Below are 26,319 nucleotides of genomic sequence, written 5' to 3' on the forward strand. Positions count from 1 at the left end.
TCGTGGCCTCGGCTCTGAACCAGCGCCTCCATGCCTGGCTCGCCGGCAATCCGGACGAGAGCATCCTGCGCTGGGTCTTCCGCACGATCCTGGTGATCACGGTCGCGATCCTGGCGGCGGATCTCATCGATCAGAACGGCCCGCGCGTCGCGTCCGACGCCGCGCCGCCGCAGCTCGATAGTCAGCGCGATCAGCCCGACGTTGCCGCCGATCCTCCGACCGTGCTCGCACCGCTCCTGAAGCGGCTGATGCCACTGCCGAAGGGCGATCCCGCGCTGGAGCAGCCGATCAGCCTCGAGCTGCGCGGCGGCGGCCGGCTCTATGCCAACGGCACGATCACGCCCGGCAGCGCGCGCACCTTGGCCGACGAGGTCGAACGGCACGGCGAGTACATCAGGACGATCGTGCTGAACTCGCCCGGCGGCTCGGTCGCCGACGCGCTCGCCATGGGCCGTCTGATTCGGGCGCGCAAATTCGCGACCGAAGTCGAGGCCGGCAAGACCTGCGCGTCGTCGTGCCCGCTGGTGTTTGCCGGCGGCATCGAGCGCCGCGCCGGCGAGCGGGCGGTGATCGGCGTGCACCAGATTGCCGCGATACGATCCGCCAACGCCACGCGTCCCGGCGACGACATGAGTCTCGCGCAGAACATCTCGGCGCGCTGCCAGCGCCATCTCGCCGACATGGGCATCGACCTGAAGGTCTGGGTGCACGCGATGGAAACGCCGCATGACCAGCTGTTCACGTTCAAGCCCGATGAACTGAAAGCGCTGAATCTGGTCACGTCCGCGCCTGAATCGCGTCCTGAAAAACCACGCACTTAGCTTGTCTGGTCTCGTTTGAACCTTCCGCTGCGACAGCGGAACCAAGCTTCGACGGCGGCGTTGTCGGCCGTCACACTGGAGAATATGATCATGCGGACATTGGTGGGAATGATCCTGGGTGCGCTCATTCTGGGGTTCGGCGTCTACATCCATGATTCGATGCAGACCTCGGAGGTCGCCAACGGACCGACCGCACAGACGCGCCGGACCATCGTCAACTGGGACGTCGCGGCGGACAGCTGGAATTCGCTGAAGACCCGCGCGCACGACGACTGGGTTCGCATCTCGTCGAAGTAGCCGCGCAGCACCTGCCTTTCCGGGCGCCTCGACCTCGTGTCGGGGCGCCTTTGCTTTGCGCGCGCTAATTGGCCGCCTTGGCCTTGCGCGCATCGGCAATGACCTGCTCGAACTGGGCCATTGTCAGGACGCCCGGCACCCTGAACTTGCCGACGATGAAGGACGGCGTGCCGCGGAAGCGCAGGCCGCGGGCCTGGCTGTCGTTGCGCGCCAGCATCGCGTCGATCGCCTTGGCGTTGGCCGCGAGATCGCGCCTGGCACGATCGACGTCGATGCCGCCTTCGGCGAGCAACTCGTCAATGCGCGGCTCGGTGAGCTTCGAGCTGGTGCCGATCAGCACCTCATGGGCCCTCGCATATTTGTCCTGATATCTGCAGGCCAGCGCCATTCGCGATGCGACGACGGAGACCGGCCCGAGAATCGGCCACTCCTTCAGCACCCAGCGCACCTTGCCGTCGTCATGTACGACCTGCTGCAGCTCGGGATCGAGCTTGCGGCAGTAAGGACAATTGTAGTCGAACCACTCGACGATCGCGATGTCGCCCGATGCGTTGCCGAGCACCGGCGCCTCGGGGTCGCGCAGCACCGCGGCCTCGTCCGGCTCATCGGCCTCCTCGGCGCGGCTGGTGCGCGGCCAAAAAGAGAGCGCGGCGGCGCTGCCAAAAAGCGCAAGAACCTCGCGCCGGCTGCGCGCCGGAATGATCGCGCCCGATGTGCTGCGTATCATGATGGTCAGCTCCAGATGTGCAGCAGGCTGCGTGTCAGCATGTACAGCGCCACCGCCGCGATCACGATCGAAAACACCACATTCAACGCGCCACGCCGCTCCGACAGATGGCGCGCGAGGCGGGTGCCGGCAAGACCTCCGGCGATCCCGCCGGCGATGAAAAGTCCGGCGAGGTCCCAGGCGACGAGCCCGGACCACGCATAGCTCGTTGCGGTGGTCAGCCCGAACGTGGTGACCGCGACCAGCGACGAGCTCACCGCATTCATGATCGGCATGCCCGTGGCGGCCATCAGCGCCGGCACGATCAGGAAGCCGCCGCCGATGCCGAAGAAGCCGGACAATGTCCCGGTGGCAAGGCCGAAACCGATGATGGCCGGGAGGTTGGCCATGCTCATCTTGACGTCGGGGATGCCGATGCGCGCGCGGGTCTTCAGCATCAGCATGGCGATGACCATCATCACCAGCGCGAACAGCGCCAGCAGCTTCTGGCCATCGACCATCTTGCCGAGCAGCGAGCCCGTGAAGGCGCCGGCGATGCCCGCCGCCGCAAACAACGCCGCGATCGGCCAGATCACGGTGCCGCCGCGAGCATGGTTGGCAAGGTTGATCGCCGCATTGGTCGCCACCGCGATCGCGCTCGAGCCGATCGCGATGTGAGGTTCCGGGACGCCGACGACATAGACCATCAGCGGCACCGCCAGCACGGATCCACCGCCGCCGACGAGGCCGAGCGAGAACCCGACCATGCCGCCGCAGAGCACACCGAGAATGCCTTGAGTCGCAGAGATCATGGCGACAGCAGGTTCACCTCGGCGCCATCAAGGCAAGTCTGAAATTCCATGGACGGCCGCGGCGGTCAGCGGCCTTCCCCGGGCACGGCAGCGGCCGGAGATGCAATCCCCGGCCGCCATCGTGATGCGCCGGCTCAGGCGGCGCCCTTCAGCTTCTTGGTACACTCGCTGTAGTAGCCGCCACCCTTCTGGATCCACTTCAGCCCGCCATTGGCGTTGGTCGCCTTGTTGGCATTGTACTGGTCGACGCAGGTATGCATGCGCGCCTCGCCGGGCTTCTCCTTGGCGTATTTCGCATCCACCGCGCTCGGAAACACCGCGGGGCCGCTCGGCGCCGCAGGCGCTGCCTCCTTGGCCGCGGACTTGGCTTCCTTGGCCGGCTTGGCCTCGGCGGCGGGGGCTGGAGCCGGAGCGGCCGGGGCCGCCGCGGTGGCGTCGCTGCCGCACTGGGCCTTGCGGAAGTCGTTCCACTTCTGGCCGTTTAGCGTGCCGGCGTCCTTGGCCTGCTTGTACTTGGCGCTGCATTCCTGCGCCGTCAGCGCCTGGGCCGGAGCGGTGGCGAAGGCCGCAAGGCCGAGCACGGCGACGATGGCGAGCGACGGGGCAACCAATGATTTTGCTGGAAAACTCATTCTCGATCTCCCTGTGGAGCAGATGAATGGGGCCATAATTCTAGCGAGCGGCCGGCGGCCGACAAAGCAGGCGGGACCGTCGCCACGCGAAAATATAATTTGCCTCGCGCCGCGTTCCGGCTCATTCCATTCACACCGGGTTCAGCATCGCCGGACATCGCGCCACGCTCTTCATTCAAGGACTTCCGCATGACATTCACTGCCCGCGCGGCGGCTGCAGCCACCGCCATCGCCACCCTGTTGGCGGCGGGTCCTGCCTCCTCCCAGCACGGACTGGCGCTGCCGGCCAGGCCCGATGCCGCCACCGACATCTTCGCCACCATGGACAAGCCGGCGCGCCGGGCGATCTCGATGGCCTGCTCGAAGGAAGCCGACGACCAGGGCCTCTTCCGCGGCAAGGCGCGGGGCAAATTCCGCTCCGCCTGCAAGCGTGACAAGGCGGCGGCAGCGGCGGCGGCGGCGACCTCGCCCGACAAGCCGAAATGAGCGTCGGCCGGCTTTCGCCGGACCGGTGCAGGCGCGCATGGCGCCTGCGCAGCGGCGGGAATTGTTCGCGGAACCAGCTTTTGGCATAAGGCGCCGTGCGCCAGATCATCTCCTCCCTCCCCTTCGCTGCTCCGAGCCGCGCCAAGACCCTGAGCGTGCTCGAGACGCTCGGCCTCGGCACCGCCGGCGGCCTGCTGTTCCTGCTGGCCCATCTGCCCGGCGGGCTGATCTCGGGCGCGATGATCGCGACCGCGATCGCCGCCATCGCCGGGCGGCCATTGGCGATGCCGCCGATCCTGACCCAGACCGTGCTGCTGCTGCTCGGCATCTCGATCGGCGCCATCGTCTCGCGCGAGCTGATCACCCATCTCAGCGCCTATCCGGTGACCATCGCGCTGCTGGCGCTGGCGACCTTCTGCTCGACCTTCGGCTCCAGTTTCTACCTGCAGCGCGTTCATGGCTGGGACCGCACCTCGGCGCTGCTCGCCGGCAGCCCCGGCGCGCTGTCGCAGATCACGATGCTCGCGGTCGAGCGCGGCGCCGACCTGCCGGCGATCGCGGTGGTGCAGACCTTGCGCGTGATCATCCTGACCGCCGCGCTGCCGCTGGTGCTGGCGGTGGCGGGCGTCGCACCCGCCGCGCCGGTCTCGCTCGGCCAGGCGGAGGCCTCGCCGCTCGGCCTGCTCGCGCTGCTCGTCGCCTCGCTGGCCGCGGCGATGCTGATGCAGCTGATCAAGTTTCCGGCCAGCTGGCTGTTCGGCGCGATGGTCGCGAGCGGCGTCCTGCACGGTACCGGCCTCGTCGAGGGCGGGCTGCCGGAGTGGATGCGCGGCGTCGCGCTGATCGGCATCGGCGCCCTGATCGGCAGCCGGTTCGCGCGGATGCGGGTGACGACCCTGGTCAGCCACCTCAGGGCGGCGCTGGGCTCGTTCGCGATCGCAGTGGTGATCTCGGCCGCCTTCGTCACCGTCATCGTGCTGGCGACGCATGTGCGCTTCTCCGACACCATCGTCGCCTTCGCGCCCGGCGCGATGGACGCGATGATGGCGCTGGCGCTGACCCTGCACATCGACCCGATCTTCGTCGGCGCGCATCACCTTTCGCGCTTCGTCTTCGTCACCATCGCCACCCCCGGCATCGTCCATCTGTTCGGACGGCCGCAGGAGGATGTCGACGATTAGGCCGCGTTGCGCTTGCCCGTGAGCCCCCAGCCGGCGACGGCGGCGATGAATAGCGAAATCAGCACGCTGTAGCCGGCGAGCGACAGGCCGAGGAAGCGGAACTGCACCTCGTCGCAGCGCACGACATGGACACTGTCCAGCCGCTCCAGCAGGCTGCCGGCGCTGCCGAGATTGCCGATCGGCCCGGTGCATTCGGTCGGCCCCTGCCAGAAGCCCCATTCGACGCCGGAATGATAGACGCCGAGCCCGGCATTGCCGAGCGCCGCCAGCGCGACCAGGCCGAGCCCGGCCCAGACCAGCCCGCGCGGCGCGCCGCGGGCGGCGATGAGCGCGATCACCAGGCCGAGCGGCACGATCGCGTAATAGGCCCAGCGCTGCTTCAGGCACAGCTCGCAGGGCTGCAGGCCCCACACCAGCTGCATGTACCAGGCCCCGGCCAAGGTGGCCGCCGCGATGCCGGCCGCGAGCAGCGCGGCAGCCACCGCCGGATTCAGGGCGGCGGCCGCCGGGCGCGTCATCACAGAGGTATTGCTCATCGGTCCTCCCGCACGGGCTGCATCCGGCGTCGCGCCGGACCGTTCCGGCTCCTACTCCCGCCAGCGAAAGCTGTCGAGATGACAGCCCATCAACTCCGTGCGGGTTGACCCGGCCCGGCCGCCCGCTATAGTCCGCCCGCTTCGCCCGGGTTCCTGCTGAAGGTGCTCCGCGCGAATGCCCCTGTGGCGGAACTGGTAGACGCGCTCGACTCAAAATCGAGTTCCGCAAGGAGTGCTGGTTCGATTCCGGCCAGGGGCACCACGCTTCGCCCTGCGGGCTACGCGTGGCGCGGCCGTGGGTTTCCATTCTCAGTTTTGTCGCGTCGGGGCTGCCGTCATTTCGGGGCGGGCCGACGGGCTTAGCCCGGCTTCTCGGGCTTCCAGATTCGATGCCGCCTCTTCGCCCTGCGATCAGAGCGGCACGAACGATGGCCCCCCGAAGCGTTGTGATGCGGGAGAGCCTGATCGTGCGGCACAACCTCGCCGTCGCGAACGCGGGGCGATCACTTTGTCTCGTCATTCAGATTGTCAAACAGCCACGTCGGAAACTGCCGGGCATGCGCGCGCGGTCTCGCGGCCGGGTGGGCCCGAGGGATGCGGTGGTCGCGCGCCCCTCGCAAGACGAGAGGCGCAGGGAGAGCCGGACCTCGACTGAGGCCCGTGGCCCGCCTGCGGAAAAAAATGCAGGCGGCAGGTACCACAGGTCCAGCCGGACGACCCGGCCCTCCCTGCGCGATCGGTTTTAACGGTGTCCTTCGTGCTCTCCTTGGGGACCGGGCTTTCTTGCCCCCATCGCCCGCGCCGCTGCGTCACACAGACCAGCACGGACTTGACCTCAGCATCGGGAGGCCGGGACCACACGACTTCGCCGTCCGCGACGCAAGCGCTCGTCTGGCGCCGCATCCACGTCCATCGCAGCCCACCTCCACGTATCGTGACGACGCGTACGCCCTCTGCATCGAGGCGGGATGGAGGGAGTAGAGCATGATTTCTGGAAAACCGCAACAAGAATCTTCTTCGCGGCTAGCGCCGCGACAACAAATATCCGCCGAAACAAAGCGCAGAAAGCTCTCGTGACGCCGTCTTTCGCGTTCCAGCGCTGCCATATAGTCGCTTTCGGATTTGAGACTTTTCTACTCGAGTCCGCCTCGTGGATGAACGGCTATTTTATCGCGAGAAGCGATCGAAGTTCGTCGAGTAAAAGCGGTGACAGCCCGAGTTGTTCAAGTTGGCGGGAGCGCAACCATTGAAGGGCAGTCGCCATATCAAGATCTTTACGCGCCGAAACATCGTTCAGCCGCATCGCTGTTACGCGGGAAAGGCCCAGTGCGATGAAACTGATCATCGTTTTGTCCGACGCTCCAACTTCTAGGTAAAGCGGCAAGGACGGAATATTCGCCGCCAAATCCTCAAAGTGATCGAGCGTCAGCGCATGCCTGAGCAGTGTGTTGTAGCAGCCAAACAGCCGCACCGCCTGAAAACGGATCTGGTTCTCGACCAATTCGAGCGTATCTCGAATGATCGTTCGCCGATCCTTGGCGAGGGTATCCCGGCGGATTTGCTCATCGATTATTTGAGGAAGAGGATTCCCGCGCATCCACTTCAAAGCCATCAGCGCATGGAACCGGTGCAAGCCGCGGGCGGTATCCAGGCCCAGTATCAATTCGTAACAGCGCTTGAGGATAAGCGCGTACGACTCGAATGCATCGGCGTCCCGGGGATGATCCGGCACGAGTTGAGCCGCCTGGGCCCGCCCCTTGGCGATTTCCGTCCGAAGTGTGCCGAAAAGCCGTTCTTGCTTATGCGCAGAGATATTGGGGCTCAACCGGATGACTTCCGGTGCCAAAGTGATTTGGCTATCGGCGGCCACGAGCGCATCAACAAATTCTGTCGCGGCGGCGCTCTCCCCGAAGCCTGCCCTTGCAAGCGTGGCGGTCAGGTGCCCCTGCTTGAAGTCGGAGTACAGGCGGCCAAACGCCGTTTCGAGGGCGGGATCGTCCCCACGTCCCGGTTGCGCCTGATTTCGCATCACCGAAATCAATTGCGCCTGGCTGTCCCGCAATGTCGCCTCAATGGCCGGCGTGACAATCGCCTCCTTCGGTCCTTGAAGCGGTTGGGTTTTCCAGCGAGCGTAATCAACGAGGAAGATATTGCCCTGAAACTCTCGCCGGAGCCTTCCCGCCCGGCCCGACAAATTCCAAAAGTCCGTCGAGTCCAGCGGGTGAGACTTTCCGCGCTCCGGCTTACACATGAAGATGTTCCGGACTGGAAGGTTGACACCTTGAAGCAAGGTGCTGGTGCAAACTAGGTAGTTCACATGGCCCTTGGCAACGGCGTCCTCCACGGCGCGACGCAGCTGAGTGGGCATGTTGGAATAGTGAAAGGCGACGCTCCGCTTGATACATTCGCCGAGAACATAATTCGGATGTACGACTTCATGCGCCAGATCCGACAGAGCGGTTAGTTCAGCCGTCGGCTCCCGGTCGGAAAATAAATCTGAGAGCTGCATTGCGATCTTTTCGGCATCCGCGGCCCCGTTGGCATAGATAATATTCGCATGGCGCTGTCCAAGCTTGGCCGCCACATGGACAAGCATCTCGACCCTGCTGGCTAACGGGTGGCCGATCTCAATCTGAGCAACTTCCGCCTCCGTGCCAGGAGAGGTCCGGATAATGGATACGCTTCCCTTAGTCTTGGACAAGATCTTCACAGTTAGGAAGTTTTGAGCGACCGCAGGTTCGCTCGACGAGACCTCCTTTACGTCTTCAAGGCCAAAGATATCCGCAAAAACATTCAGATTGCGGACATTCGGACTTGCAAAAAGTATCTGCGCTTTTGAGTTGCGGGAGAGAAGATCGTCGAGAACCCACTGCAGAAGAACGCCGCGTGCACCGTCCGAGATCGACTGCGCTTCGTCTACGACAACAATGCCCGCGGCAAATTTCGGATGGCTTGCCAACAACAGTTGGACCCGCTCTTGCGTCATCACATAGATCGCTGATTCCGGAAGGGGCGTATCGCTGTCTGGAGGGATTACAACAACATCAGGCTTCGCCTTTGCTCCGACATCCTGGAAGAATATGCCCAGATCGATGGCCACTTGAGCGATCAGCGCCCGAGTCGGCACGATGTAGACAATCGCGAGCGGTCTCTTATCGGAGTAAACCGACACGAGATAATTCTGTAGAACAAACGACTTTCCGGCTGAAGTAGGGGCTGACAAGGCGATCCGTTCCTTGGCCGCGAGCTTGCTCCACAGGCCATGCTGGAAGCCGGTGAACACCAGTCGCACTTCGTTGACCGTTACTGAATGCGCTTCAGCTGTTTGGAGCTCTTCCGTTACCAGGCTGAACGGCAAGTGCGGCAATGCGGCATCGACATCCGATCTTGTTGCGAACGAAGGAAAATTTCCAAGACGTGACAAGACAACACGCAGAGCCTGGTCCATCGGTAGCTCGTCGCAGCCAATAAGCTCATAAACGCAGGTTGCTACACGGAAAGCGGTCTCGCGGTGAACCTGCTGATTCGAACCTGCAAGAATAGCCGCCGCGCGAATGAGCTTTTGGGCTCTTTCCAGCGGAACGCCTTCACCCGACGTGACACCAAGCTCTCGCTTTAACCAAGCTACCTCGACGAGTTGCACTGCCTCGTGAAACTGAGGGCTCTCCCAAACGCGGGTCGAAAGCTCTGCTATCATGACTTCCAGCCAATTTTTTTCTGAAAAAGGTCGCGAAAGCCGCCGACTGATGGGACTGGAAAGAAGAAAATCTCCACCGGCTGGGTTTCAAGACCCGCCTCCGTCAGCGCTTTTTCCAGTGCAGGCGCGACCTTAGCTAGCTCGGCTTCGGCCAAGCTCCTGAATTGCACTTCCGCCTTGTCGGAATTGGCCTTTGCTACCTTGGAAAAACCATCAAAATCGAATCCAACCAGGCACGTCGCCACATCATGTCGTTCGTTGTAGTCTTCCTCAAACGGATTTAGATACCGGAGCAGCGCCTCCTTTTCCTCCGGCTTTAGGCCTGAAAAATCGATGTTCTGTTGCACGAGATTGATCTCGTGCTGGAGCTTTTCTGGCTTGAGCGCCTCGCCGATCGACTTTGCGGCAGAAGTAATCGCTTCACCGACGTCGGCATAAAGCTTTGACTCGCCCCAATAGAGAAGCAGTTTCTTATCAGCTTCGCGGTAGCGAACGTGTACGCCATCGGAACCGTGTACTGGCATATTGGGATTGGTCTTCAGAGCCATCTTTGCGATGAGTTGAGGTGCACCAAGCATCCATTCGGTCAACAGGTAGAGCAGAAGTTCGCCGGCCTCTCCGTTCCGGTTGGTCGTCTGGTTTGCCTTGATGAAAAGGGCGCGAGCGCGGGATTCGAGAATCGAGTAGCGCTTCATAAACTCGACGGCTTCAATCGAATGGTAGACCGATTTGAGCTTTTCAATTTCCGATCTGGGCAGCGCAAAATGGACGAGATAAGTAGAAATCGCGTCAACAAGCTCCGCGACAGTCGGCTTGCCCTGGCGAAACGAGGGAAAGTGAAGTCGCAGCGTCACGCCTGTGGACGGACAGGCGATCGTATGGGTTAGAACCCGGATGCGCGCGGCCAAACTGGCATGATCTTTCGAAAGCGCTGCGAGCGCCGACTTCAGATCGACGGATTTTTCGATATCAAGTATTGCTTCTTCGCCCATTGGTTGCAGTATACAGGAGGCAACGCTCGGCCGTGAAGAGAGGACGTTGCGAATGGCGGCGGCCGTTCGGTTCATCCACCGAGATCCGCCGGCTTGGCCGTTTCGCGCCGCAGCGTTGCCAATTGGACGAATTGAGCGCAGGCTCCTCTCCAAGCGGCAAGTCGCATCAACAAGCTGCATCAAGGGGAGAGACGCATGAAGGAAGCGGGCCTCGACGGTCGCCACCGGGACAAGGATGGCGAGATCAGCAGGAAGCACGGCAATACGCTGGTCGGCACCCTGCGCAAGATCTACGGCAAGCCGTTCGCGGCCGGCTATCCGGACTCCACCAAGCTCAGCGACGTGCTGCTCCAGCTGAACGAAACCTCGCTTAGCCAGCTGCGCCGGGACCACGGCACCGGGCATCTGGACCACAAGCTCAAGGAGGCCTCGAAGTAATCGGGTCGTCCTGAGCGATGGCTGAGCGCACCGCTGGCATGGCCGAGCGGCGTTCGAAAGGCCTGCTCGTTCCAGTTGGCTCTCGGCATCACGCCGGGTGGAGCGAGGTGTGTTGCAACGCCGCGCACCGATGCGCGGAGCGCCCTCCAGCGTCGGCAGGCCCGTGAGCCCAGCATTCCGACGCTGGACCGGAGGGGCTGATCCGCCCTACTTCGGCAGGCTGCCGGCCTGGTTGGTGCCCGGGCCGACATTGCCCTGGCTCGATGACGTGGAATCCTTGCCCGACGTCGTGCTGCTGCCGGTGGTCTGCGACGAGGTCGCCGACGTCGATGCGTGATGCTTCTTGTGGTGCTTCGCCTGCGCGGCGAGCGGGACCGCGGCGAGGCTGGCGGCGACGAAGGCGGCAATGGCGAATTGGGTCTTCTTCATGGGTCCGTTCTCCATCGGTTGAAACGACACGCACGCCCAACCCGCCGACCACATCCGGGTTCCGAACCGGTGATCAAGCCTTGTTGTGAGGCCGAAACGCTGTGCGCTGCAGCAGCGTCAGGCCGCGGCCTGGGCGGGCGTCGCGCCCGGCTGCGCGCGGGGAAACGGCCTGAACAGCAGCATCACCAGCACGGCGCCGAGGCCCATCAGCCAGGAGCCGACATAGAGCCAGCTGTAGCTGGCGAAGCTGTCGTAGATCAGGCCGCCGGCCAAAGGCCCCGTCGCCATGCCGAGGCTGCCCGCCATCGCCGTGCCGCCGATCACCGTGCCCATGATCCCTTGCGGGAAGTTGTCGCGTGCGATCGCCGCGTAGAGCGGCATGGTGCCGGCATAGAGGAAGCCGAACAAGGCTGCGACCGCGTAGAACGCGGCGAGGTCGCGCACGACCACATAGGCCAGCGCGCCGAACGCCTGAGCCAGCAGCCCCAGCACGAGCACGCGCTTGGCGCCGAAGCGGTCGCCGAGCAGGCCGAAGGCGATGCGGCCGCCGAGCCCGGCGATCCCCTCGACGCTGTAGATCGTCACCGCGGCCATCAGCGGGATGCCGCAGGTGACCGCGTAGCTCACGGTGTGGATGATCGGCCCGGAATGGGTGGCGCAGCAGAAGAAATTGGTGGCGAGCAGGATCGCAAATTGCGGCGAGCGCAGCGCCGCGGACCGCGACATCTCGGGGCGCGCTGCGTCGGGCCCCGCTGCGAGGGTGTCGCCGGGCGCGGACGCTGGCGGACGGCCCACCAGCAGCGACGTGGGAATCATGATGGCTGCGACGATCGCGGCGATGCATTGCATCGCGGTGCGCCAGTCATAGGTCGAGACGAGCCAGGCCGCGAGCGGCGACATCGTCACCGGCGCCACGCCCATGCCGGCCGACACCAAGGAGACCGCGAGGCTGCGATGAGTGTCGAACCAGCCGGTGACCGTTGCCATGACCGGCGGGAGGATCGCCGCCGTCGCGATGCCCGCGATCAGGCCGAACAGCAGCTGGAACGCCAGCAGCGAGGACGTCAGGCTGGCAAGCCCCAGGCTGAGCGCGAGCAGGATCGAGCCGATCAGCAGCACGGGACGTGGACCGATGCGGTCGGACAGCGTGCCCCAGCCCATGCTGGTGACCGCCATCGCCAGGAAGCCGATCGTCAGCGCGCTGGAGATGCCGGCGACCGACCAGCCGGTCTCGGCGGCCATCGGCTTGAGGAACACCGGCAGCGAGAACAGGCCGCCGACCGCGACACAGCCCAGCAGGCCGCCTGCCGCCACGATCACCCAGCGATAGCGCGATTGGCTCATCCTCGTCTCCCTCACGTCGCATCTGGCTGCAAGACGAACGGGGCGAGGCGCGGCCGACATGCGCCGAACGTTTTTCGCCGGCCGCTGCAGCAGCGACCGGAACGCGCCGGGCTGCGGCGGGAGGCTCAGTCGGCGGCATCCGGAGGCGCCGACGCTGCGATATAGCGGTCGGGAAGATGATCGCCGAGCGACGGCGACAACAATTCGGAGAGCCGTCCGAGCAGATCCTGGCGGGACGACGGCGAGCGCGCCGTATCGAGCAGCCCAAGCAGGCGAAGGCGGATGCCGCCGAACACGCCCACATCCGCCAGCGGATCGTCGGACTCGACGCCCGGGCTCAGCTCGGCCGCCTGAAACCGCCCGCCACGCTGGCAGGTCAGCAGACGCCCCACGTGATGGAAGCCGAACTCCGACGGCGGCACCGTCGGCCCGATGTCGTCGCCGTAAACCAGCCGGTAGGTCTGGCCGCCGAAGGCAGCGTTGTAGCGCGCGCGAAACGGCGCGCGACCGACCCGCGGGCAGCCGAACACATAGACCTCGGCCTTGTCGAGCGACAGCTCCTGATGCGCCCGGTCGAGCGTCGCCAGCGCGATGGCCGCGCCAAGGCTGTGACCGGTCACGACCAGGGTCTCGCCGGCATCCATGGAGCGCCTGATCTCGCCGCCGACCTGCGGCCATACCGCGGCGGCGGCGTCGCAAAATCCCTGGTGAATGTCGGAGCGCAAATGCCCGAGATAGAAGTCGGTGATCCAGTTCATGATGTCGGCGGGATCGGTCCCGGCGAATGCAATGATGCAATGCCCGTCCTTCCTGGCGATCACGCCATGCGTGTTGGCCAGCGGCAGCGTGCTCAACGCCGGCTCATGCAACACCTCGACCTGGTCCAGGGTCCACAGCTGCGCGATGCGCCTGACCTTGGCCTCGTCGCGGGTCTCGTAGGCGAGCTGAGACATCCACGCCATCGCGTGGGCGGTGGGCATGGCGAAGCCCGGCGCGAGCGGCAATTGTTCGAAGGACATCGCCGCATAGTCCGCCTCGGGGCGCTCGACAAGAATGCTCATGGCCATCTCCTGGAATGATGATGATCACCACCTCATCATACGCCAAACAACATCGATGAGAACCGCAGATCCCGTCGCGCGCGCCGTCACGAGGCGGCTTCGCCGATCAGAAGCGATGCCCGGCCGGCCATGTCGTCGCAGCGCGGATCAGGTACCGACCCTGACCGTCGCCTGAAGCTTGTTCGCCAGAGCCGTCGCCTTCTCGAGTGCCGCAATGAGCGCCTCCGGTGAGACGGTGCCGCCCTTCATCAGCGCGGCGTTCTGATCGAGGATGGCTTGGAGGTCGGCCTTGAGATCCGGACTTTGATACGAGGCCCGCCTGGTCAGATAGGCCTGATAGGCCATCTGCAACTCCACTCCGGACGATGCGCCGATATGCGACGTCGGATATCCCGGCACGCCGCCGCGCGGAACCTCCCGGAGATAGGTCAATGTCTCGCGCGCGCATTCATCCCACAGCTGAAACGCGGTGAGGGTCTCGCCGGTCAGCTCCGTCAGATTGTTGCGGATGACCGAGACGGCGGCTTGCAGCGGAGCGTCCATCTCCGCAGCCAGCTGGCGCAGATCCTCGATGGTGATGAGATCGACGGCGGTGTTGGCGATCGGCAGTCCGGCCGCGGCAACCGAGCCGTAGTTGGGAAAGCCGGGAATGCTCGCCGACTGAGAGATCAGCGAGCTGAGGAATTTGAGCGCGGCCTTGGCGTCCGCCGACTGCTTGTCGATCTTCTTGAGGGCGTCGTTGTAATGATCGATGGTGTCGAGCGCATTCGCGAGCGCTCTGGAGTAGTTGGCGTTCTCCTGCTTGACGGCCTTCTTGGTCTTCGCGGCGAGCCGCTGCTGCCGAACATCCTTCGGGTCGCCGCAGCTGTATCCGACCTCTCCGTAATATCCTTCGGCGGAGAGGAATCGGAGCGTCTTGTCCTCTGTCCTGAAATCCGCGGCAAGCTGTGCCGCCAGCGCGCGCTCGCTCTGGAGGTCGGTGGCGAACACGGCCGACGCCGTCGGCAATATCTTGCTGAGATCGGCACATCCGCCAAGGGCGAGAGAACCGACCAGAACGATCGATGAAAGGTGCTTCATGACGAGGAGCTCTGTTTCGATGTTGGCCCATGGCGAGGCGCCGCCGATCGGGAGATTATCAAACAGTGAACGGGCAGCCCGTGAGATAAGCGTGAAAAGAAGTTCTTGGCGCGATTGCGCGCCGCAGAGCTCCACGCGCTGACAGTGCCGCGGCTGGCCGAAGCAGGAACTCACGCGGAACTCACAAGGGAATCGGCTGATCACGACCTATCATCACCGGAGTGCGCGCGGATGATCCGCTCGGACCGCGGATGCGGGATATCCCGCGCGGTCGCTGCGCGCCGCCCGACAACATCCCGACGGAGATCGACCATGACACTCACGACGAGTTCGGACTGGGCTTTCTATCTGCTGACCTGTGGCTTGATGGGAATGACGGGTCAATTCATTCGCGCGATCGGCGGCGTCAAGAAGGCACGTGACGCAGCATCGGCCAACAATGCGAGCCTGAGCGACGTGTTCGAATGGCCGGCATTCCTGACGTCGCTCGGGACCGGCTTCGCGGCCGGCGTGATCGCCGGGCTGACGCTGCAAAGTGACGATACGTCTCCGCCCTGGCTCGGCATGCTGGCCGCCGGCTACGCCGGTTCGGACTTCGTCGAGGCGTTCATGACCAAGAAGCTGCAGCACGTCCCGAACGCCGCCGGTGCAGCGAACCAGCCGCAGCAGAATACGGCAGCCATCGGCGCCAGGTGATCTCGCCCGGACATCATCACCTGCGAGGATATCGCGTCGACGCCCGGCCTGTCGCGAGGACAGCGCCGGGCCTCGGCGCTGTCCCACGTGGCCTGCCGCGCTGCCGCTGCGCACGCACCGCCTCCCTCACGGGCGCAGATCGTGCTCGCTGATGCGGTCGACCAGCAGGATCAGCCAGTGGATGGTCTGCCGCTCCAAAGCCGAGAGTTCGGAGCGCTGCGCGAGGTCGACGGCCGTCGGCCGGAAGTCGCGCCAGCGATGATAGAAATCGATCAGATCGCGCGGCGCCTGTGGCGCGCCGATCATGCCTTCGTCCTGTTTGCCAGGTTCGTCTGCTTTGCTCATGGCGGAAGGTTAGTTCAGGACCGTGCTTGGCCAGACGTGAAAAATACGTGAGGGCGATTTGAGATGTTGCTGATACGGTGTTAGCTTGCATATATTTCAGGTTGTATGACGTCTCGCCGGTAGGATTATTGTGGTGGAGACCAAACGCATTGAGATAAGCCTTTTTGGAGCCTGCGTGGTGCGATCTACGCAGCCGGGCGGATTCGAGATCACGGGCGCCAAGCACAAGGCCCTGTTTGCGCTCCTGGCAACAGCACCTTTCGGGCGTCGGACGCGCCCCTTCCTGCAGGATACGCTCTGGGGCACCGCGTGTTATGATACCGGCAGGCAAAGCCTGCGACGCGCCCTATCCGACATCAAGCAGATGATGGGCGACTGTTTCGGCGACGTTCTGAGCAGCACCAACTCGGACCTCACACTCGACCTGACGCGGGTGTCCTTCATCGGGCGGCCGGGCGCCGGCCAATTCCTCGAAGGCATCAACATTCGCGACGAAGGGTTCGTGCGCTGGCTCGAGGCCACGCGTCAAAACCCGGAGCAGATCTATTCGCTCTACAGCCTGTCGAGCCAGCCGCCGCCGCGGTCGATGCTCCCGGCCATCGCCGTGCTTCCGTTCCGCACGATGGCTGAACGTCCCGCACACGACATTCTCGGTGACTGGCTCGCCGAGGAGATCTGCCGCTCGCTGTCGCGCTCGAATCTGCTCGCGGTCATCTCTCATTTCTCGAGCCGGGCGTTGAACAACGACGCGATCGACATCCCGACGGTGCGCGCGCGGCTGGCGGTCGACTACTGCGTCGTCGGGACGCTGCGCGTCGGCGCGCGAGAGATGGTGCTCGACGCGGATTTCCTGGAGACCGCCTCAGGCCGGATCTTGTGGACGCGGCAGTTCGTCGGCGCGATCGACGCCTTTCTCAGCCAATCCTCCGAGGGCATTGCCGCGATCGTCAGCGCCATCGGCCGCTCCGTCGCCGATGACTCGATCGCGCACGTCTCGGAGCGGCGGCTTGCCGACCTCGAGGATCATCGGCTGCTGCTCGCCGGCGTCGGCCTCATGCATCGGGCGTCGCTGCGCGAATTCGCCAAGTCCCGCGAGCTGATCGAGGAGGCGCTCCGCCGCGCGCCGCATGCCGCCGAAGCGCATGCCTGGCGCGGAAAATGGCACATTCTGAGCGTCTTCAACGGCTGGAGCACCGATGCCGCGAAGGATACGCAGACCGCCGTCGACTGCACGGCCCGCGCCCTCGACATTAGCCCGGATAACGCGTTCTGCCTCACGATCGACGGCTTTGCTCACAACAACCTGCTCCGCCGGCTCGACATCGCTGACGAACGCTACAGCCTGGCGCTCAGGAACAATCCCAATTCCGCGCTGTCATGGCTGCTGAGAGGGACACTGCACGCCTTCCGCGATGAGGGCGTGTCCGCTGTCGAGGCGACCCGGAGAGCCTGCAGGCTGTCGCCGCTCGATCCGTTCGCCTATTTCTTCGATACGCTGAATGCGACCGCCCATCTCGCGCTCGGCGACTACGCGCGTGCATTGGAGCTGGCCGAGCGGTCGCTGGCCCGCAACGACCGGCACATCTCGACGCTGCGCACCAAGATCGTCGCGTTGCACAATCTGGGGCGCCTTGAGGAGTCCAGACGTGCTGCCGCCGAGCTGCTGGTGCGCCAGCCGGGCTTCACGGTCTCGGACTATCGCCGAAATCATCCAGCCGCCGACTTCAATTTCGGCAAGCAGGCGGCCGACGCCCTGAGCGCAGCTGGAATTCCTTGAGATGTCGGGGGGAGCAGGATGTCGATCTTGAGCGGCAACGGCGGCACTGGCGGGACCGGCGGCACGGGTGGGACCGGAGGGACCGGCGGGACCGGCGGGACGGGCGGCACCGGCGGCCTGAATTTCACCGGCCTCGGCGCTTTCCTCGGCGCAGGCGCCGATCCGGTCTACGACCCGGTCCTGGTGCAGGGCCTGCAGATCGCCGAGCAGTCGATCACGCATGTCGCCACCCCCATCGCGCCGCCGGCCACGATCCATCCCCTCGGCTTCTCCAAGCCGGACAACATGGCGCTGTGGGCCGACTGGGTCCGGTCGTCGGTGTACCTTACAGAATTTCTCAAGGAACTGGATTGGGAGGTCAGCGGGAAACCTCAGCAGGTGGTGGTGAGGTATGGCGCGGGCAAGGGCCGGGAGTTCGTCACCTTGCACCGTCCGACGATGAAGACGTTCGCCGAGCAACTGCCGTTCATGCGTGCCTATCTCGATCAGCGCACGGACAGGGCGCCCGAGATCATGACCCAGCTCGGCTTTCCGACCCCCTATTTCGCCATGGTCCTCGGCCTGCAGACGGTCAATCGCTACACGTTCGAGCTCATCGGAATCACGCAGGTGCTCGCCTCGCATGTCGCCATGGTCGTCAAGCATCACATGGCCTGCCGCCGTCCGGGACGCATCGGCGCCCAGGTCATGCCGATGATCCCGACGCCGGCGCATGGCAGCTTTCCGAGCGCTCATGCGACGGAAGCCTATGCGGTGGCGCAGGTCCTGCGCAGCCTGGTGGACAGGCACCACAAGCACTACGCCGATTTCGAGCAGCGCAAAGCTCTGCTCGGCAAGCTCGCCGAGCGCATCGCCGTCAACCGCACGGTCGCCGGCGTGCATTATCCGATCGACACCTGGGCCGGAGCGATCCTCGGCCGCGCGGTCGGACAGATCATTCTGGCCAAGTGCAACGTCGCGAAGAACGTCGACAGGTACGAGTACTCGGCCCAGGGCCAGCGCGACTTCTACCACAAGGAGTTCGAAAAGGAGGCCAACAAGGATTTCGGCGTGACCAAGTCCGGCCAGTTTGCACCGGGTCCGAGCGAGGTCTTCACTTGGCTGTGGCGGAAGGCCGACGACGAGTTCGACCTGCACAACGGGTCATCGTCATGAATCAGCCGGCCCGCCGTCACCGCAACATCGTCAACCCGGTTCAGCCGGGACTCGGAGTCTATGAGTTCTGGAATTTCGGAACGGGCCGGCGCTACGCGCTTCCCGAGCAAAGATGCCCAGCCAAATACCTGACCGCGCTCGCCGAGCTGAGGAGATCCGACAAACCGACGCGGCAGCAGGTCGCGGGCAAAACCACCAGGAAAATCTGGCTGCCGACGCTGTGGCAACCAAGATCGTCAACGACAGCAAGCTTCGTGCCGCGCTTCATTCCGTTCGTCATCGGAAAGCCGGAGCGAGACCTGAACGTGCAGGACAGTCCGTCCAAGCTGCACAACCGCCTGCTCCGTGGCCTCACCCAGATCGGGCACCGCTGCGGCATCGAGGCGATCGACAAGCGGGCATCGCGATTTCGCGTCGGGCTGCCGGTGCAGCAAGCCGCGATGCGGGAGATCGAGCCGACGGAGCCACGTTGGCACCATGATCCGCAGCTGCTTGGCCGCATCCGGCAACGCGAGACAGCGGAAGAGCGCCTCACCGGCGTTGCGAGGAAACGGCGGATTACGATTCTGGCCGTCATCGACGACGGACTGCCATTCGCGCACCGGAATTTCCGCAGCAGCGACGGAAGGAGCACGCGGGTCGAGTTCTGCTGGCTGCAATCTGCGAAGGCCGACCGGCGTCACAGTGTTCTGTTCGGGCGGGAATACACCCGGGGCGACATCGAGGATCTGATCGCGAGCCACGGCGACGACGAGGACGCCCTGTATCACGCGGCCGGGGCGATCGAAGACACCGAGGGTCTGGCCAGCATGCTTGCGCGCCACTCGACGCATGGTGCTCACGTGATGGATCTCGCGTCGGGATATGCCAGAGAGCGCGACGAGACTCCTGCGGAGGAGATCCGCATCATCGCGGTGCAGCTTCCGAACCTGCTCACGATGGATACGTCGGGAGTCGGCAAGGACATGTATCTGTTGTCCGCGTTCCACTACATCTTCGACCGGGCCGATCGCATCGCCCAGGGTTATGAGATCGATCCGCCGCGCCTCGTGGTGAACTTCAGCTATGGCTATTTCGGCGGAGCCCATGATGGACAGGTCGACGTGGAAGCGGCGATCCGGCAGCTCGTCGAGCAGCGCCGCGCACTGAGGGGCCCGACCGCCCTGGTGATCCCTGCCGGCAATTCCTTTCTCGACCGCATGCACGCGCGTATTCCCGAACAGAAGCTGACCGGCAACGAGACGCAGCTCCCCTGGCGACTGCAACCGGCCGACCGCACGCCCAATTTCGTGGAGCTGTGGTTTCCCGAAGGCTTCGATCCGGCCGGCTATACGGTCGAGATGCGCGATCCGCTCGGCAAGCCCCGGGGCCACCTCGCGGTCGTCGAACGCGCGTCCAAACGAGCCAAGCGGCCCAACGCGAGGGATCGTGCCGCGATCGTCTTCGACGACAATCGTCCGGTCGGGCAGATCAGCGTCGACTGCCATGGCCAGAACCGATGGCGCGTGCTGATCGCGACAGCGCCGTCGGAGCCTTGGGACGATGACCATCTTGGCATCACACCTGGTGTGTGGACGATCGTGATCATGCGCGACGCGACCGCAAAGCCGCTGCCGCAGGCGATCCATTGCTGGATCCAGCGCGACACGGACCCAGACAACCTCCGGTCCGGCGCACGGCAGAGCTATTTCGACGACCCGAGCGACGTGCGCTTCAACGATGACGGCTCATGGCGCGAAGAGGACACGCCGGAGGCCTTCGTCCAGCGTTTCGGCAGCCTGAACGGATTGGCGACCATCGGCGTCTCGATCACGGTTGCGGGCTTCAGGCTTGGCGCCGGGCTCGGCTCAACGCTCCAGGAGATTCGTCCCGCCCGCTATAGCTGCGCCGGCCTGAACAACGGCGAACTGCCCGAGGCCCGGATCGATTGCGCGTCGCTGTCCGATCGCGCGCTGCCGCTCCCCGGCACTGTGGCCGCCGGGGTCCGCAGCGGTTCACGCTCAGTCCTCCAAGGCACCAGCGTGGCCGCCCCGTTCGTCGCGCGGCAGCTGGCAACAACCTTCGTGACGGCCAGCGACACGGACGTCCAGGGTGCCGAGCCCCGAAACTACCTCCCGCTGCTCTGGAGCACATCTCCGTCCCCCGACCCGAACCTCCGCGAGCGGCTCGGAGACCTGCTCGTTCGGCCGCATTGGCAGCCTGAGCCGCAAGCCATTCCCTGACGCGGTAGCCGACCCGAGGCGGATCCGAGTTCTGGCTCGATGTTTGCTCACACCGTCATGGCCAGGATTGTTCCGGCCATCCACGTCGTCGTTTGGCCGCCGGGCGCGCCAACTATTTCCCTGCGAGCTCGAGCGCAATATGCTCCCGGCAGGCAGTCGAGGGCGTGAAACGATGCTTCGACGGACGTTTGTCGGTGGGCTGGGGTCAGCCATCGTCTCGCCGATCGCGGGGCTGACACAGCAATCGTCGCCAGACAGGAATGCGGCTGACACCAGCTCGCCTGGGCCGTCAGCAATTCAGACCGGGGCGCGAATGAAGAACGGCATCACGACGCTGGCAGCGTCCAACAATGCCATGTGGTGCGATGCCGTGTGCAGGGCGCATGGCCGTCCTGGCGGATTTGACGACGGGCTCTGGTTGACCCGGCTGGGAACGCCACGCTTCTATCCGGACGTAGTGACGACGGTGGGCGCCGAAGCCGCGCCGGCGCAGCTCAAGGCGATCGCTGATCTGATCAATTCTGATCGGCAGCGAGAGTGGTTTGTCAAAGACAGCTTCCATTGCCTGCGTCTGGACCTGATTGGCTTCGAGCCATTGTTCGATGCCAAATGGATCGCGATGAGTGGCCCCCGGCCGGACGCCACGCATCATAGACCGGGCACGGTTGTGAGCGACGACGCTGGATTGAGCGCCTGGGAACGTTGCTGGACAGGCGAGGACGGCAAGGCGCCCGCGAAACCGCTGCCGCGCGTGTTCATGCCTCGCCTGCTTGCGGACGACGGCATCGTGTTTGTTCTCATCAGGGATGAGGATGGCAGTGCCGGTGGCGGTATCCTCAATCGAGGTGCCGGTGTCGTCGGCCTTTCAAATCTGTTTGGTTCGCAAATGGATCGGGTCTGGCAAACGCTGATCGCGATGGCCGGGGAACTTTTTCCTGGCTTGCCTCTGGTCGGCTACGAGCACGGTGACGATCTGACGGCCGCGATATCGGCGGGGTTCGAGATCACGGGTCCTTTGCGGATCTGGAGACTTCCTGCCGGAGCACGTTGACACGCAGGATGACATGGATGGCGGGCCTCCGCCGCGTCCAAGCGGCTCAAGCTCGTTCATGCGGCTGCCTCATCCGGCACGCCCCGCACGACGTATCCTGCACCGGTCAGCTATTGCCGGGAAAGTGGTGAACGGCCGTCGCGTATTGCGACAACAGGCTCGCCTTTTCGGCTGCCGAGATCGAGGCATGGCTGTCGCCCGTCACCCATTCCCGACGATAGGCCAGAGGCCATTCGTCCGCCGTGCTCACCAGCATCTTCGCATAGGGATGCGCATAGCCGCCGACATGGAGTCCGCGCGCGCGTACCTTTTCGCAGACGAGGTCGACGCAGGACGTCCAGCTCTTGAAACAGATGAACCGGCGCAGCTTTCCGGTCATGTTCTCCGCATGAACACAGGTGCCCGCGAAGAATTGTGTCCACTCCGGCAGCTGCCGGCCGCCGTCCGCCTGAAGCCCCGTATAGTTGTTGTTGATGCCCTTGCGGCCCGAGCCACTCTCGTTGTTGAAGATGACCCAGGCCGCGCGCTTGACCTGCAGATCGACAGCCGCACGGCCGATGTAACGAACCACCTCGTCCATCGCGACCGTCGTGCGCGCGAACGGCAGCTCCGGCAATTCGGGGTACGCATTGTGCACCTGTTGCTGTGACGTGAGCATGTCCGTCCCTTCCAAGCAATGCGTTGATCTGATCTCGCGGCACCTGGAGTTTCAGCCGGCGTAGGTAATCCCGGGGATCCTGAAGCAGATGTCCCATCTGCGCCCAGCCACGTTTCCGACCGCCACGCCGTGGACGTGATCCATCGCCTCGATGGTCGTACCGTCACCGCGCGAGATCGCGACGTGCCCCGGTCTGTCGTTCCGAGGACGGCGCACCAGCACGGCACCGCGGCTATGCCCGGCATCGTTTTGCAGGACGATCTGGCCGGATCTCTCGCCGTCGCGCGCCCAGGCGTCCGAATACGGATCGGCTCTCGCGACGGCGACGTCGTTCTTGACGCAGCCGATCAGCTTGCCCGTCATTTGATAGGCGAGCCAGGACGCAAACTCGGCACAGTCCCATGGCCCCGTGTAGCCGGCCCTGTCGAGCGGGACGTCCGCGCCGAGGATGTAGCGCTCTCCCACGTGCCGCATCGCGAGCTTCACCATGTCATCTGCGGTCGTCATCTGCAGCTCCTTTCCGACAATGTGCTTGTGGAACTATGATCGGTGCTTTCAGTGTCTCGACCCATCCGGTACGAAGCCGGAAGCTACGACCCGGCCAGCAGGCCGACGGCGTCCTCGTAGCCGTCAACGCCATCCCGGGCGGCCGCCCGCGGCGTGCGATCACCGAGTTGCGCAGATGTCTTGTCGAGCCATTGCCGCGCCGTATTGGGATCGCCGAATTTGGCACCGGCGATGTCCTCGAGCTTGCGGACGCGCGCCGCACGCACTTCGCCCACCGGATCATACGCCTCCTCCGGCACGCTGGCCGGGATGTACCAGCCGAGCGAGCCGCCGATCGCCGCCCCGAACAGCATGACCAGGATGACGAGATCGTAGCCGTTGCGAGGATTGTCCCCGGTGACCGTGAACCAGGCGCTGCAGGCGACGATTCCGAAGAACGCGGTGACGAGGGCCTGCAGGGTGATTTCGAGCCAGCGCGGCGGCCGGCAGCGAAGCTCGATGTTGTCGAGTGAGAACGCGTAGAACGCGCCGGTGGTCGCCGGCATCATCGCGTACGCGGCCATGCCTTTGAACAACGCCGGGGTCACGACCTCCTGATACACTGCGCCCCACAACACGAACACTACATAGCCGCCGATCCCGCAGACGACCCCGACCCGGATGAGATTTGCCAGCGGCGAAATCACGGCGCCCGCGAACGACCGGTACCAGCGGCCTCTTGCAATCATCCGTGCCCGCATCCGGTCGGCCAGGAGAATCGCGATGCCGTGGCCGGACACGGCCGAGATGCACCAGAGGAACGCATCGAGCACCGACGCCGGAAAGTAGCGCGATGCATTCCACAGCCCGCTCAATGCGGCTGCCGCCATCACCAGCAGGAGCAGGCACGCGGCCATCACGCCAAGGCCGCCAATGATGAGGTTGCCGCGTTCGGACACCGTCTCTCGCGAGCCTGCGCACAGAAAGCCGAGGCGAACGAGTTCAGCCGTCACATCGGCGCCCGGCGCGAGCTCGCGGCGCAAGGCGCCTGCGAGCAGGATGTGATACGCGCGCAGCATCTCGCGGATACGGGCATGCAGCTGCTTGCCGGTGCCGGCTTCGCTGCGCCCGCGGCGCCGCGCGCGGTATTCGACGACATCGTCGGCAAGGATCTGCCGCTTGTTCTCCAGCAGCTGGAGCACAGGTCCGCCAAGCCCGCCGACGATTGCGGCCGCCGGACCTGCGTCGAGCTCGTAGCTGAGGACACACAACCGCGCCCAGCTATATTCCATCGATCCACGCGGCCGGACGAAATCCTCGCGGCTCACACCCGTCATCGCAGGAAGCGACAACATTTCGTCGCTCCGGTAGGCGGTGAAGTCGAACTCCGCGGCAGCCATCTTGTCGGCGATTGCGAGCGTCGCGGCCGGGATGTAGGCACGCTCGCGCGCGAACTGCCGGAGATTGCGCTCGATCTGCTGCAGATAGCTCACCCGCCGGATCGCGCCCACCAGAATGAGCGCGATGACGAGCGGCGCCGCAGGGGTCAGCGCAGGCGGCAGCGACACCCCGCCGATCTTGAGCGCGGCCGGGCCGAGAACCGAGAGCGCCACCAGCGTCACCATCATCGCCGTGATGTAGACGATCATCGCTCGCGCATACTCATCGCGCGTCGCGAGAATTCTGGTCGGAAACTTCGCGATCGGAATGTTCAGGCCTTCGATCGGCGTGGCGCCGAACTCATTCATCGCGAACAGAAACACGACCAGCCCTCCCACGACCAGCGCGATCATGAACTGCATGAAGCTGGCATCATAGGCTCCGCCGACCTTCATCAAGGCAGCGAGCCATTCCAACAGATCGGTCATGGCTTTCTCCTTCCTGATAGACGTTGGATTATCGCGGGTTCACCTGCAGCCGCTCCGGCTGCTGCAACCAGTTTGCGCGAGGACGATCGGTTTTGGGCCGGAAGATGCCGTGCCGTGCGCGGCGAGAGCCTCGTTGTGATGCGCCACAGGCGCGGCCACATTGTTGGTCGTGACCACGGCCAATGCCGTCAGAGCCACCGCGGGGATGATGATCGTGTTCATGAAAAGCTCCGTGTCTTTTGGTTGTCGATGTTCCTTCCGTCCTTGTCAGGCTACTTGGCAGGGTTAGCCTGCGACGATCTTCGTTCGCCGTCCTGGCGTTGTCGCGTGAGATAAGTGTGAGGCCGGAAACAGCCGTCGGTGATGCCGGCGCATTTTTCGCCGAGGCTCGCCAGCGGGGCGCCTCTCGTGACGCGCTCCCATCCGGTCCGGGCTTGCGGAACTCGGTCAACAAACCAGGAGATGAGCCGCAGGGCCGGCCTGGTTCGCCGAAACCCTCGATAGCTGTCCGGCTATGTCATGGGGACGTGGCGGCATTATCCGGCCACGTGTTCGAGCCGCTGGCGAGAGTTCTCCGGCAGATGCGCCGTGAAGGCCGACCGGTTCCGCAACGCTGTCGCGTTGCTGACCTTGTGCGATCCAGCCGCCATCAACAAGGCGATGACCGAGGAGACGGCCAGCGACGCATCGATGAACCTGTCTCTACCTCGCCACGAGATCCGCCCTCGCGCGGCGGATTTGGAGCCGTGGGTGCGGATAACGCATCAAATCATCTGCGGTGGCGCGGCCTCACACCGGCGTCATGCCGTGCTGGCGCTTGGTGTCGGCGGTCTCCTCGGAGACGAGGTAGGCGATGAAGGCCTGCGCCGCGTCGGGATGCGCGGCGGCCTTGCACAGGGCGGCGGCGAACACCGTGCCGGGCTGCAGCGACGGCGGCAGCAGACCCACGATATCGATGCCGGGCGCGCCCAGCATCTCGCTGAGCTGCTGAAATCCGACCTCGACCTCGCCGTCGGCGAGCAGTTTTGCGACGGGAATGCCGGGCCGGGCCTGGACCAGGCGCGAGGCGCCCTCGCTCTCCAGACCCCAGTCGCGCGCCAGCGTCTGCACATGCGTGCCGCTCGGGCCCGTGGAGATGCCGATTGCCTTGGCGCTCTCCATCGTCTTGCGCACGGCGGCCTCGTCGAGCGGATCAGGCTTTGCGCTGCCGGTGCGCACCGCCATCGCCATCGGCGATTCCGCGATCTCGATGATGCTGCCGGGCACGAGATGGCCGTCGGCCTCGAGCTTCTGCAGCGCGTCGGAGGCGAGCACGGCGAAGTCGAACGCCTCGCCGGCACGGATGCGCTTGGCCGCATCGACGCCGCCGACGGATTCGATCGTGATCACCTCTCCGGTCGCCTCCTCATAGGCGGCAGCCAGCTGGGCGAGGATCTGCCTCGTCGCCATCGAGGAAATGCCTGCGGCGGTCACGCTCATGATGGGCTCCGTTTGAAGGACGATTGCAGCTCCGCGCGAGACAAGCCGCGGCGCCTCTCCGGATATTGCA

Annotated in this window: 26 protein-coding genes and 1 tRNA gene; 11 read left to right on the forward strand and 16 right to left on the reverse strand. The window is 64.6% G+C overall.

Features of this window, described 5'->3' with window-relative positions:
- Nucleotides 1-2: 2 nt before the first annotated feature.
- On the forward strand, nt 3-821 hold the full coding sequence (locus QQL87_RS20395) for a COG3904 family protein (RefSeq protein WP_284418197.1): 819 nt from the start codon (nt 3-5) through the stop codon (nt 819-821).
- Nucleotides 822-911: 90 nt separating this feature from the next.
- Entirely contained in the window at nt 912-1,118 is a 207-nt protein-coding gene (locus QQL87_RS20400) for a hypothetical protein (protein ID WP_284418198.1), read from the forward strand.
- Between the two features lie 64 nt (nt 1,119-1,182).
- Here the strand turns inward: QQL87_RS20400 and QQL87_RS20405 are convergent, their stop codons facing one another.
- The 3 genes from QQL87_RS20405 to QQL87_RS20415 form a co-directional block, all read right to left on the reverse strand.
- Nucleotides 1,183-1,845, reverse strand: coding sequence for a DsbA family protein (locus QQL87_RS20405; RefSeq protein ID WP_284418199.1), 663 nt, complete (start codon nt 1,843-1,845; stop codon nt 1,183-1,185).
- 5 nt (nt 1,846-1,850) lie between these two features.
- On the reverse strand, nt 1,851-2,636 hold the full coding sequence (locus tag QQL87_RS20410) for a sulfite exporter TauE/SafE family protein (RefSeq protein ID WP_284418200.1): 786 nt from the start codon (nt 2,634-2,636) through the stop codon (nt 1,851-1,853).
- A 134-nt stretch (nt 2,637-2,770) separates the two neighbouring features.
- Nucleotides 2,771-3,268, reverse strand: a complete 498-nt coding sequence (locus tag QQL87_RS20415; RefSeq protein ID WP_284418201.1) for a hypothetical protein — start codon at nt 3,266-3,268, stop codon at nt 2,771-2,773.
- Nucleotides 3,269-3,457: 189 nt separating this feature from the next.
- Here QQL87_RS20415 and QQL87_RS20420 point away from each other — a divergent pair, with 189 nt between their 5' ends.
- The gene (locus QQL87_RS20420) at nt 3,458-3,754 is read left to right on the forward strand and encodes a hypothetical protein (protein WP_284418202.1); all 297 of its coding nucleotides are present in this window, start codon (nt 3,458-3,460) and stop codon (nt 3,752-3,754) included.
- A gap of 95 nt (nt 3,755-3,849) precedes the next feature.
- Nucleotides 3,850-4,935: an AbrB family transcriptional regulator gene (locus QQL87_RS20425; RefSeq protein ID WP_284418203.1), complete on the forward strand. Its 1,086-nt coding sequence runs from the start codon at nt 3,850-3,852 to the stop codon at nt 4,933-4,935.
- Here QQL87_RS20425 and QQL87_RS20430 read toward each other — a convergent pair.
- Nucleotides 4,932-5,471, reverse strand: a complete 540-nt coding sequence (locus QQL87_RS20430) for a disulfide bond formation protein B (protein ID WP_284418205.1) — start codon at nt 5,469-5,471, stop codon at nt 4,932-4,934. The genes QQL87_RS20425 and QQL87_RS20430 overlap by 4 nt on opposite strands.
- A gap of 177 nt (nt 5,472-5,648) precedes the next feature.
- Between QQL87_RS20430 and QQL87_RS20435 the strand changes: the two genes are divergently transcribed.
- Nucleotides 5,649-5,733 (forward strand) — tRNA-Leu (locus QQL87_RS20435).
- Between the two features lie 900 nt (nt 5,734-6,633).
- Here QQL87_RS20435 and QQL87_RS20440 read toward each other — a convergent pair.
- Nucleotides 6,634-9,114 carry a DEAD/DEAH box helicase gene (locus QQL87_RS20440; RefSeq protein WP_284424119.1) on the reverse strand — a complete coding sequence of 827 codons (2,481 nt, stop codon included), beginning with the start codon at nt 9,112-9,114 and terminating at the stop codon, nt 6,634-6,636.
- A gap of 50 nt (nt 9,115-9,164) precedes the next feature.
- Entirely contained in the window at nt 9,165-10,235 is a 1,071-nt protein-coding gene (locus tag QQL87_RS20445) for a HamA C-terminal domain-containing protein (RefSeq protein ID WP_284418207.1), read from the reverse strand.
- A 120-nt stretch (nt 10,236-10,355) separates the two neighbouring features.
- Between QQL87_RS20445 and QQL87_RS20450 the strand changes: the two genes are divergently transcribed.
- A complete protein-coding gene (locus QQL87_RS20450) occupies nt 10,356-10,598 on the forward strand; it encodes a hypothetical protein (RefSeq protein ID WP_284418208.1) in 243 nt (80 codons plus the stop codon).
- A gap of 207 nt (nt 10,599-10,805) precedes the next feature.
- Here QQL87_RS20450 and QQL87_RS20455 read toward each other — a convergent pair whose 3' ends face one another.
- The 4 genes from QQL87_RS20455 to QQL87_RS20470 form a co-directional block, all read right to left on the reverse strand.
- Nucleotides 10,806-11,027: a hypothetical protein gene (locus tag QQL87_RS20455; RefSeq protein ID WP_284418209.1), complete on the reverse strand. Its 222-nt coding sequence runs from the start codon at nt 11,025-11,027 to the stop codon at nt 10,806-10,808.
- A 117-nt stretch (nt 11,028-11,144) separates the two neighbouring features.
- Nucleotides 11,145-12,371: an MFS transporter gene (locus tag QQL87_RS20460; protein ID WP_284418210.1), complete on the reverse strand. Its 1,227-nt coding sequence runs from the start codon at nt 12,369-12,371 to the stop codon at nt 11,145-11,147.
- Between the two features lie 125 nt (nt 12,372-12,496).
- The gene (locus QQL87_RS20465) at nt 12,497-13,432 is read right to left on the reverse strand and encodes a lipase family protein (RefSeq protein ID WP_284418211.1); all 936 of its coding nucleotides are present in this window, start codon (nt 13,430-13,432) and stop codon (nt 12,497-12,499) included.
- A 147-nt stretch (nt 13,433-13,579) separates the two neighbouring features.
- Entirely contained in the window at nt 13,580-14,512 is a 933-nt protein-coding gene (locus QQL87_RS20470) for a hypothetical protein (protein ID WP_284418212.1), read from the reverse strand.
- A gap of 312 nt (nt 14,513-14,824) precedes the next feature.
- Between QQL87_RS20470 and QQL87_RS20475 the strand changes: the two genes are divergently transcribed.
- The gene (locus tag QQL87_RS20475) at nt 14,825-15,208 is read left to right on the forward strand and encodes a hypothetical protein (RefSeq protein WP_284418213.1); all 384 of its coding nucleotides are present in this window, start codon (nt 14,825-14,827) and stop codon (nt 15,206-15,208) included.
- A gap of 126 nt (nt 15,209-15,334) precedes the next feature.
- Here the strand turns inward: QQL87_RS20475 and QQL87_RS20480 are convergent, their stop codons facing one another.
- Complete coding sequence (locus QQL87_RS20480; protein ID WP_284418215.1) at nt 15,335-15,514, reverse strand: hypothetical protein; 180 nt, start codon at nt 15,512-15,514, stop codon at nt 15,335-15,337.
- A 214-nt stretch (nt 15,515-15,728) separates the two neighbouring features.
- Between QQL87_RS20480 and QQL87_RS20485 the strand changes: the two genes are divergently transcribed.
- The 4 genes from QQL87_RS20485 (at nt 15,729) to QQL87_RS20500 (ending at nt 21,758) form a co-directional block, all read left to right on the forward strand.
- Nucleotides 15,729-17,330, forward strand: coding sequence for a tetratricopeptide repeat protein (locus tag QQL87_RS20485; protein WP_284424120.1), 1,602 nt, complete (start codon nt 15,729-15,731; stop codon nt 17,328-17,330).
- Nucleotides 17,331-17,348: 18 nt separating this feature from the next.
- Entirely contained in the window at nt 17,349-18,485 is a 1,137-nt protein-coding gene (locus QQL87_RS20490; RefSeq protein ID WP_284418217.1) for a phosphatase PAP2 family protein, read from the forward strand.
- Nucleotides 18,428-20,707 (forward strand): S8/S53 family peptidase, encoded by a 2,280-nt coding sequence (locus QQL87_RS20495; protein WP_284418218.1) that lies wholly within the window; start codon nt 18,428-18,430, stop codon nt 20,705-20,707. Before QQL87_RS20490 ends, QQL87_RS20495 begins: the two co-directional genes overlap by 58 nt.
- 313 nt (nt 20,708-21,020) lie before the next feature.
- Nucleotides 21,021-21,758 (forward strand): hypothetical protein, encoded by a 738-nt coding sequence (locus QQL87_RS20500; protein WP_284418219.1) that lies wholly within the window; start codon nt 21,021-21,023, stop codon nt 21,756-21,758.
- A gap of 106 nt (nt 21,759-21,864) precedes the next feature.
- Here QQL87_RS20500 and QQL87_RS20505 read toward each other — a convergent pair whose 3' ends face one another.
- The 5 genes from QQL87_RS20505 to QQL87_RS20525 all read right to left on the reverse strand — a co-directional run bounded on the left by QQL87_RS20505 (nt 21,865) and on the right by QQL87_RS20525 (nt 26,249).
- Nucleotides 21,865-22,416 (reverse strand): hypothetical protein, encoded by a 552-nt coding sequence (locus tag QQL87_RS20505; RefSeq protein ID WP_284418220.1) that lies wholly within the window; start codon nt 22,414-22,416, stop codon nt 21,865-21,867.
- Between the two features lie 51 nt (nt 22,417-22,467).
- Nucleotides 22,468-22,923: an NlpC/P60 family protein gene (locus QQL87_RS20510; RefSeq protein ID WP_284418222.1), complete on the reverse strand. Its 456-nt coding sequence runs from the start codon at nt 22,921-22,923 to the stop codon at nt 22,468-22,470.
- 83 nt (nt 22,924-23,006) lie between these two features.
- Nucleotides 23,007-24,770, reverse strand: coding sequence for a hypothetical protein (locus QQL87_RS20515; RefSeq protein WP_284418223.1), 1,764 nt, complete (start codon nt 24,768-24,770; stop codon nt 23,007-23,009).
- 39 nt (nt 24,771-24,809) lie between these two features.
- Nucleotides 24,810-24,992: a hypothetical protein gene (locus QQL87_RS20520; protein WP_284418224.1), complete on the reverse strand. Its 183-nt coding sequence runs from the start codon at nt 24,990-24,992 to the stop codon at nt 24,810-24,812.
- 567 nt (nt 24,993-25,559) lie between these two features.
- On the reverse strand, nt 25,560-26,249 hold the full coding sequence (locus QQL87_RS20525; protein WP_284418225.1) for a substrate-binding domain-containing protein: 690 nt from the start codon (nt 26,247-26,249) through the stop codon (nt 25,560-25,562).
- Between the last annotated feature and the right edge of the window lie 70 nt (nt 26,250-26,319).

Source organism: Bradyrhizobium sp. SSBR45G, assembly GCF_030159255.1.
GTDB lineage: Bacteria > Pseudomonadota > Alphaproteobacteria > Rhizobiales > Xanthobacteraceae > Bradyrhizobium.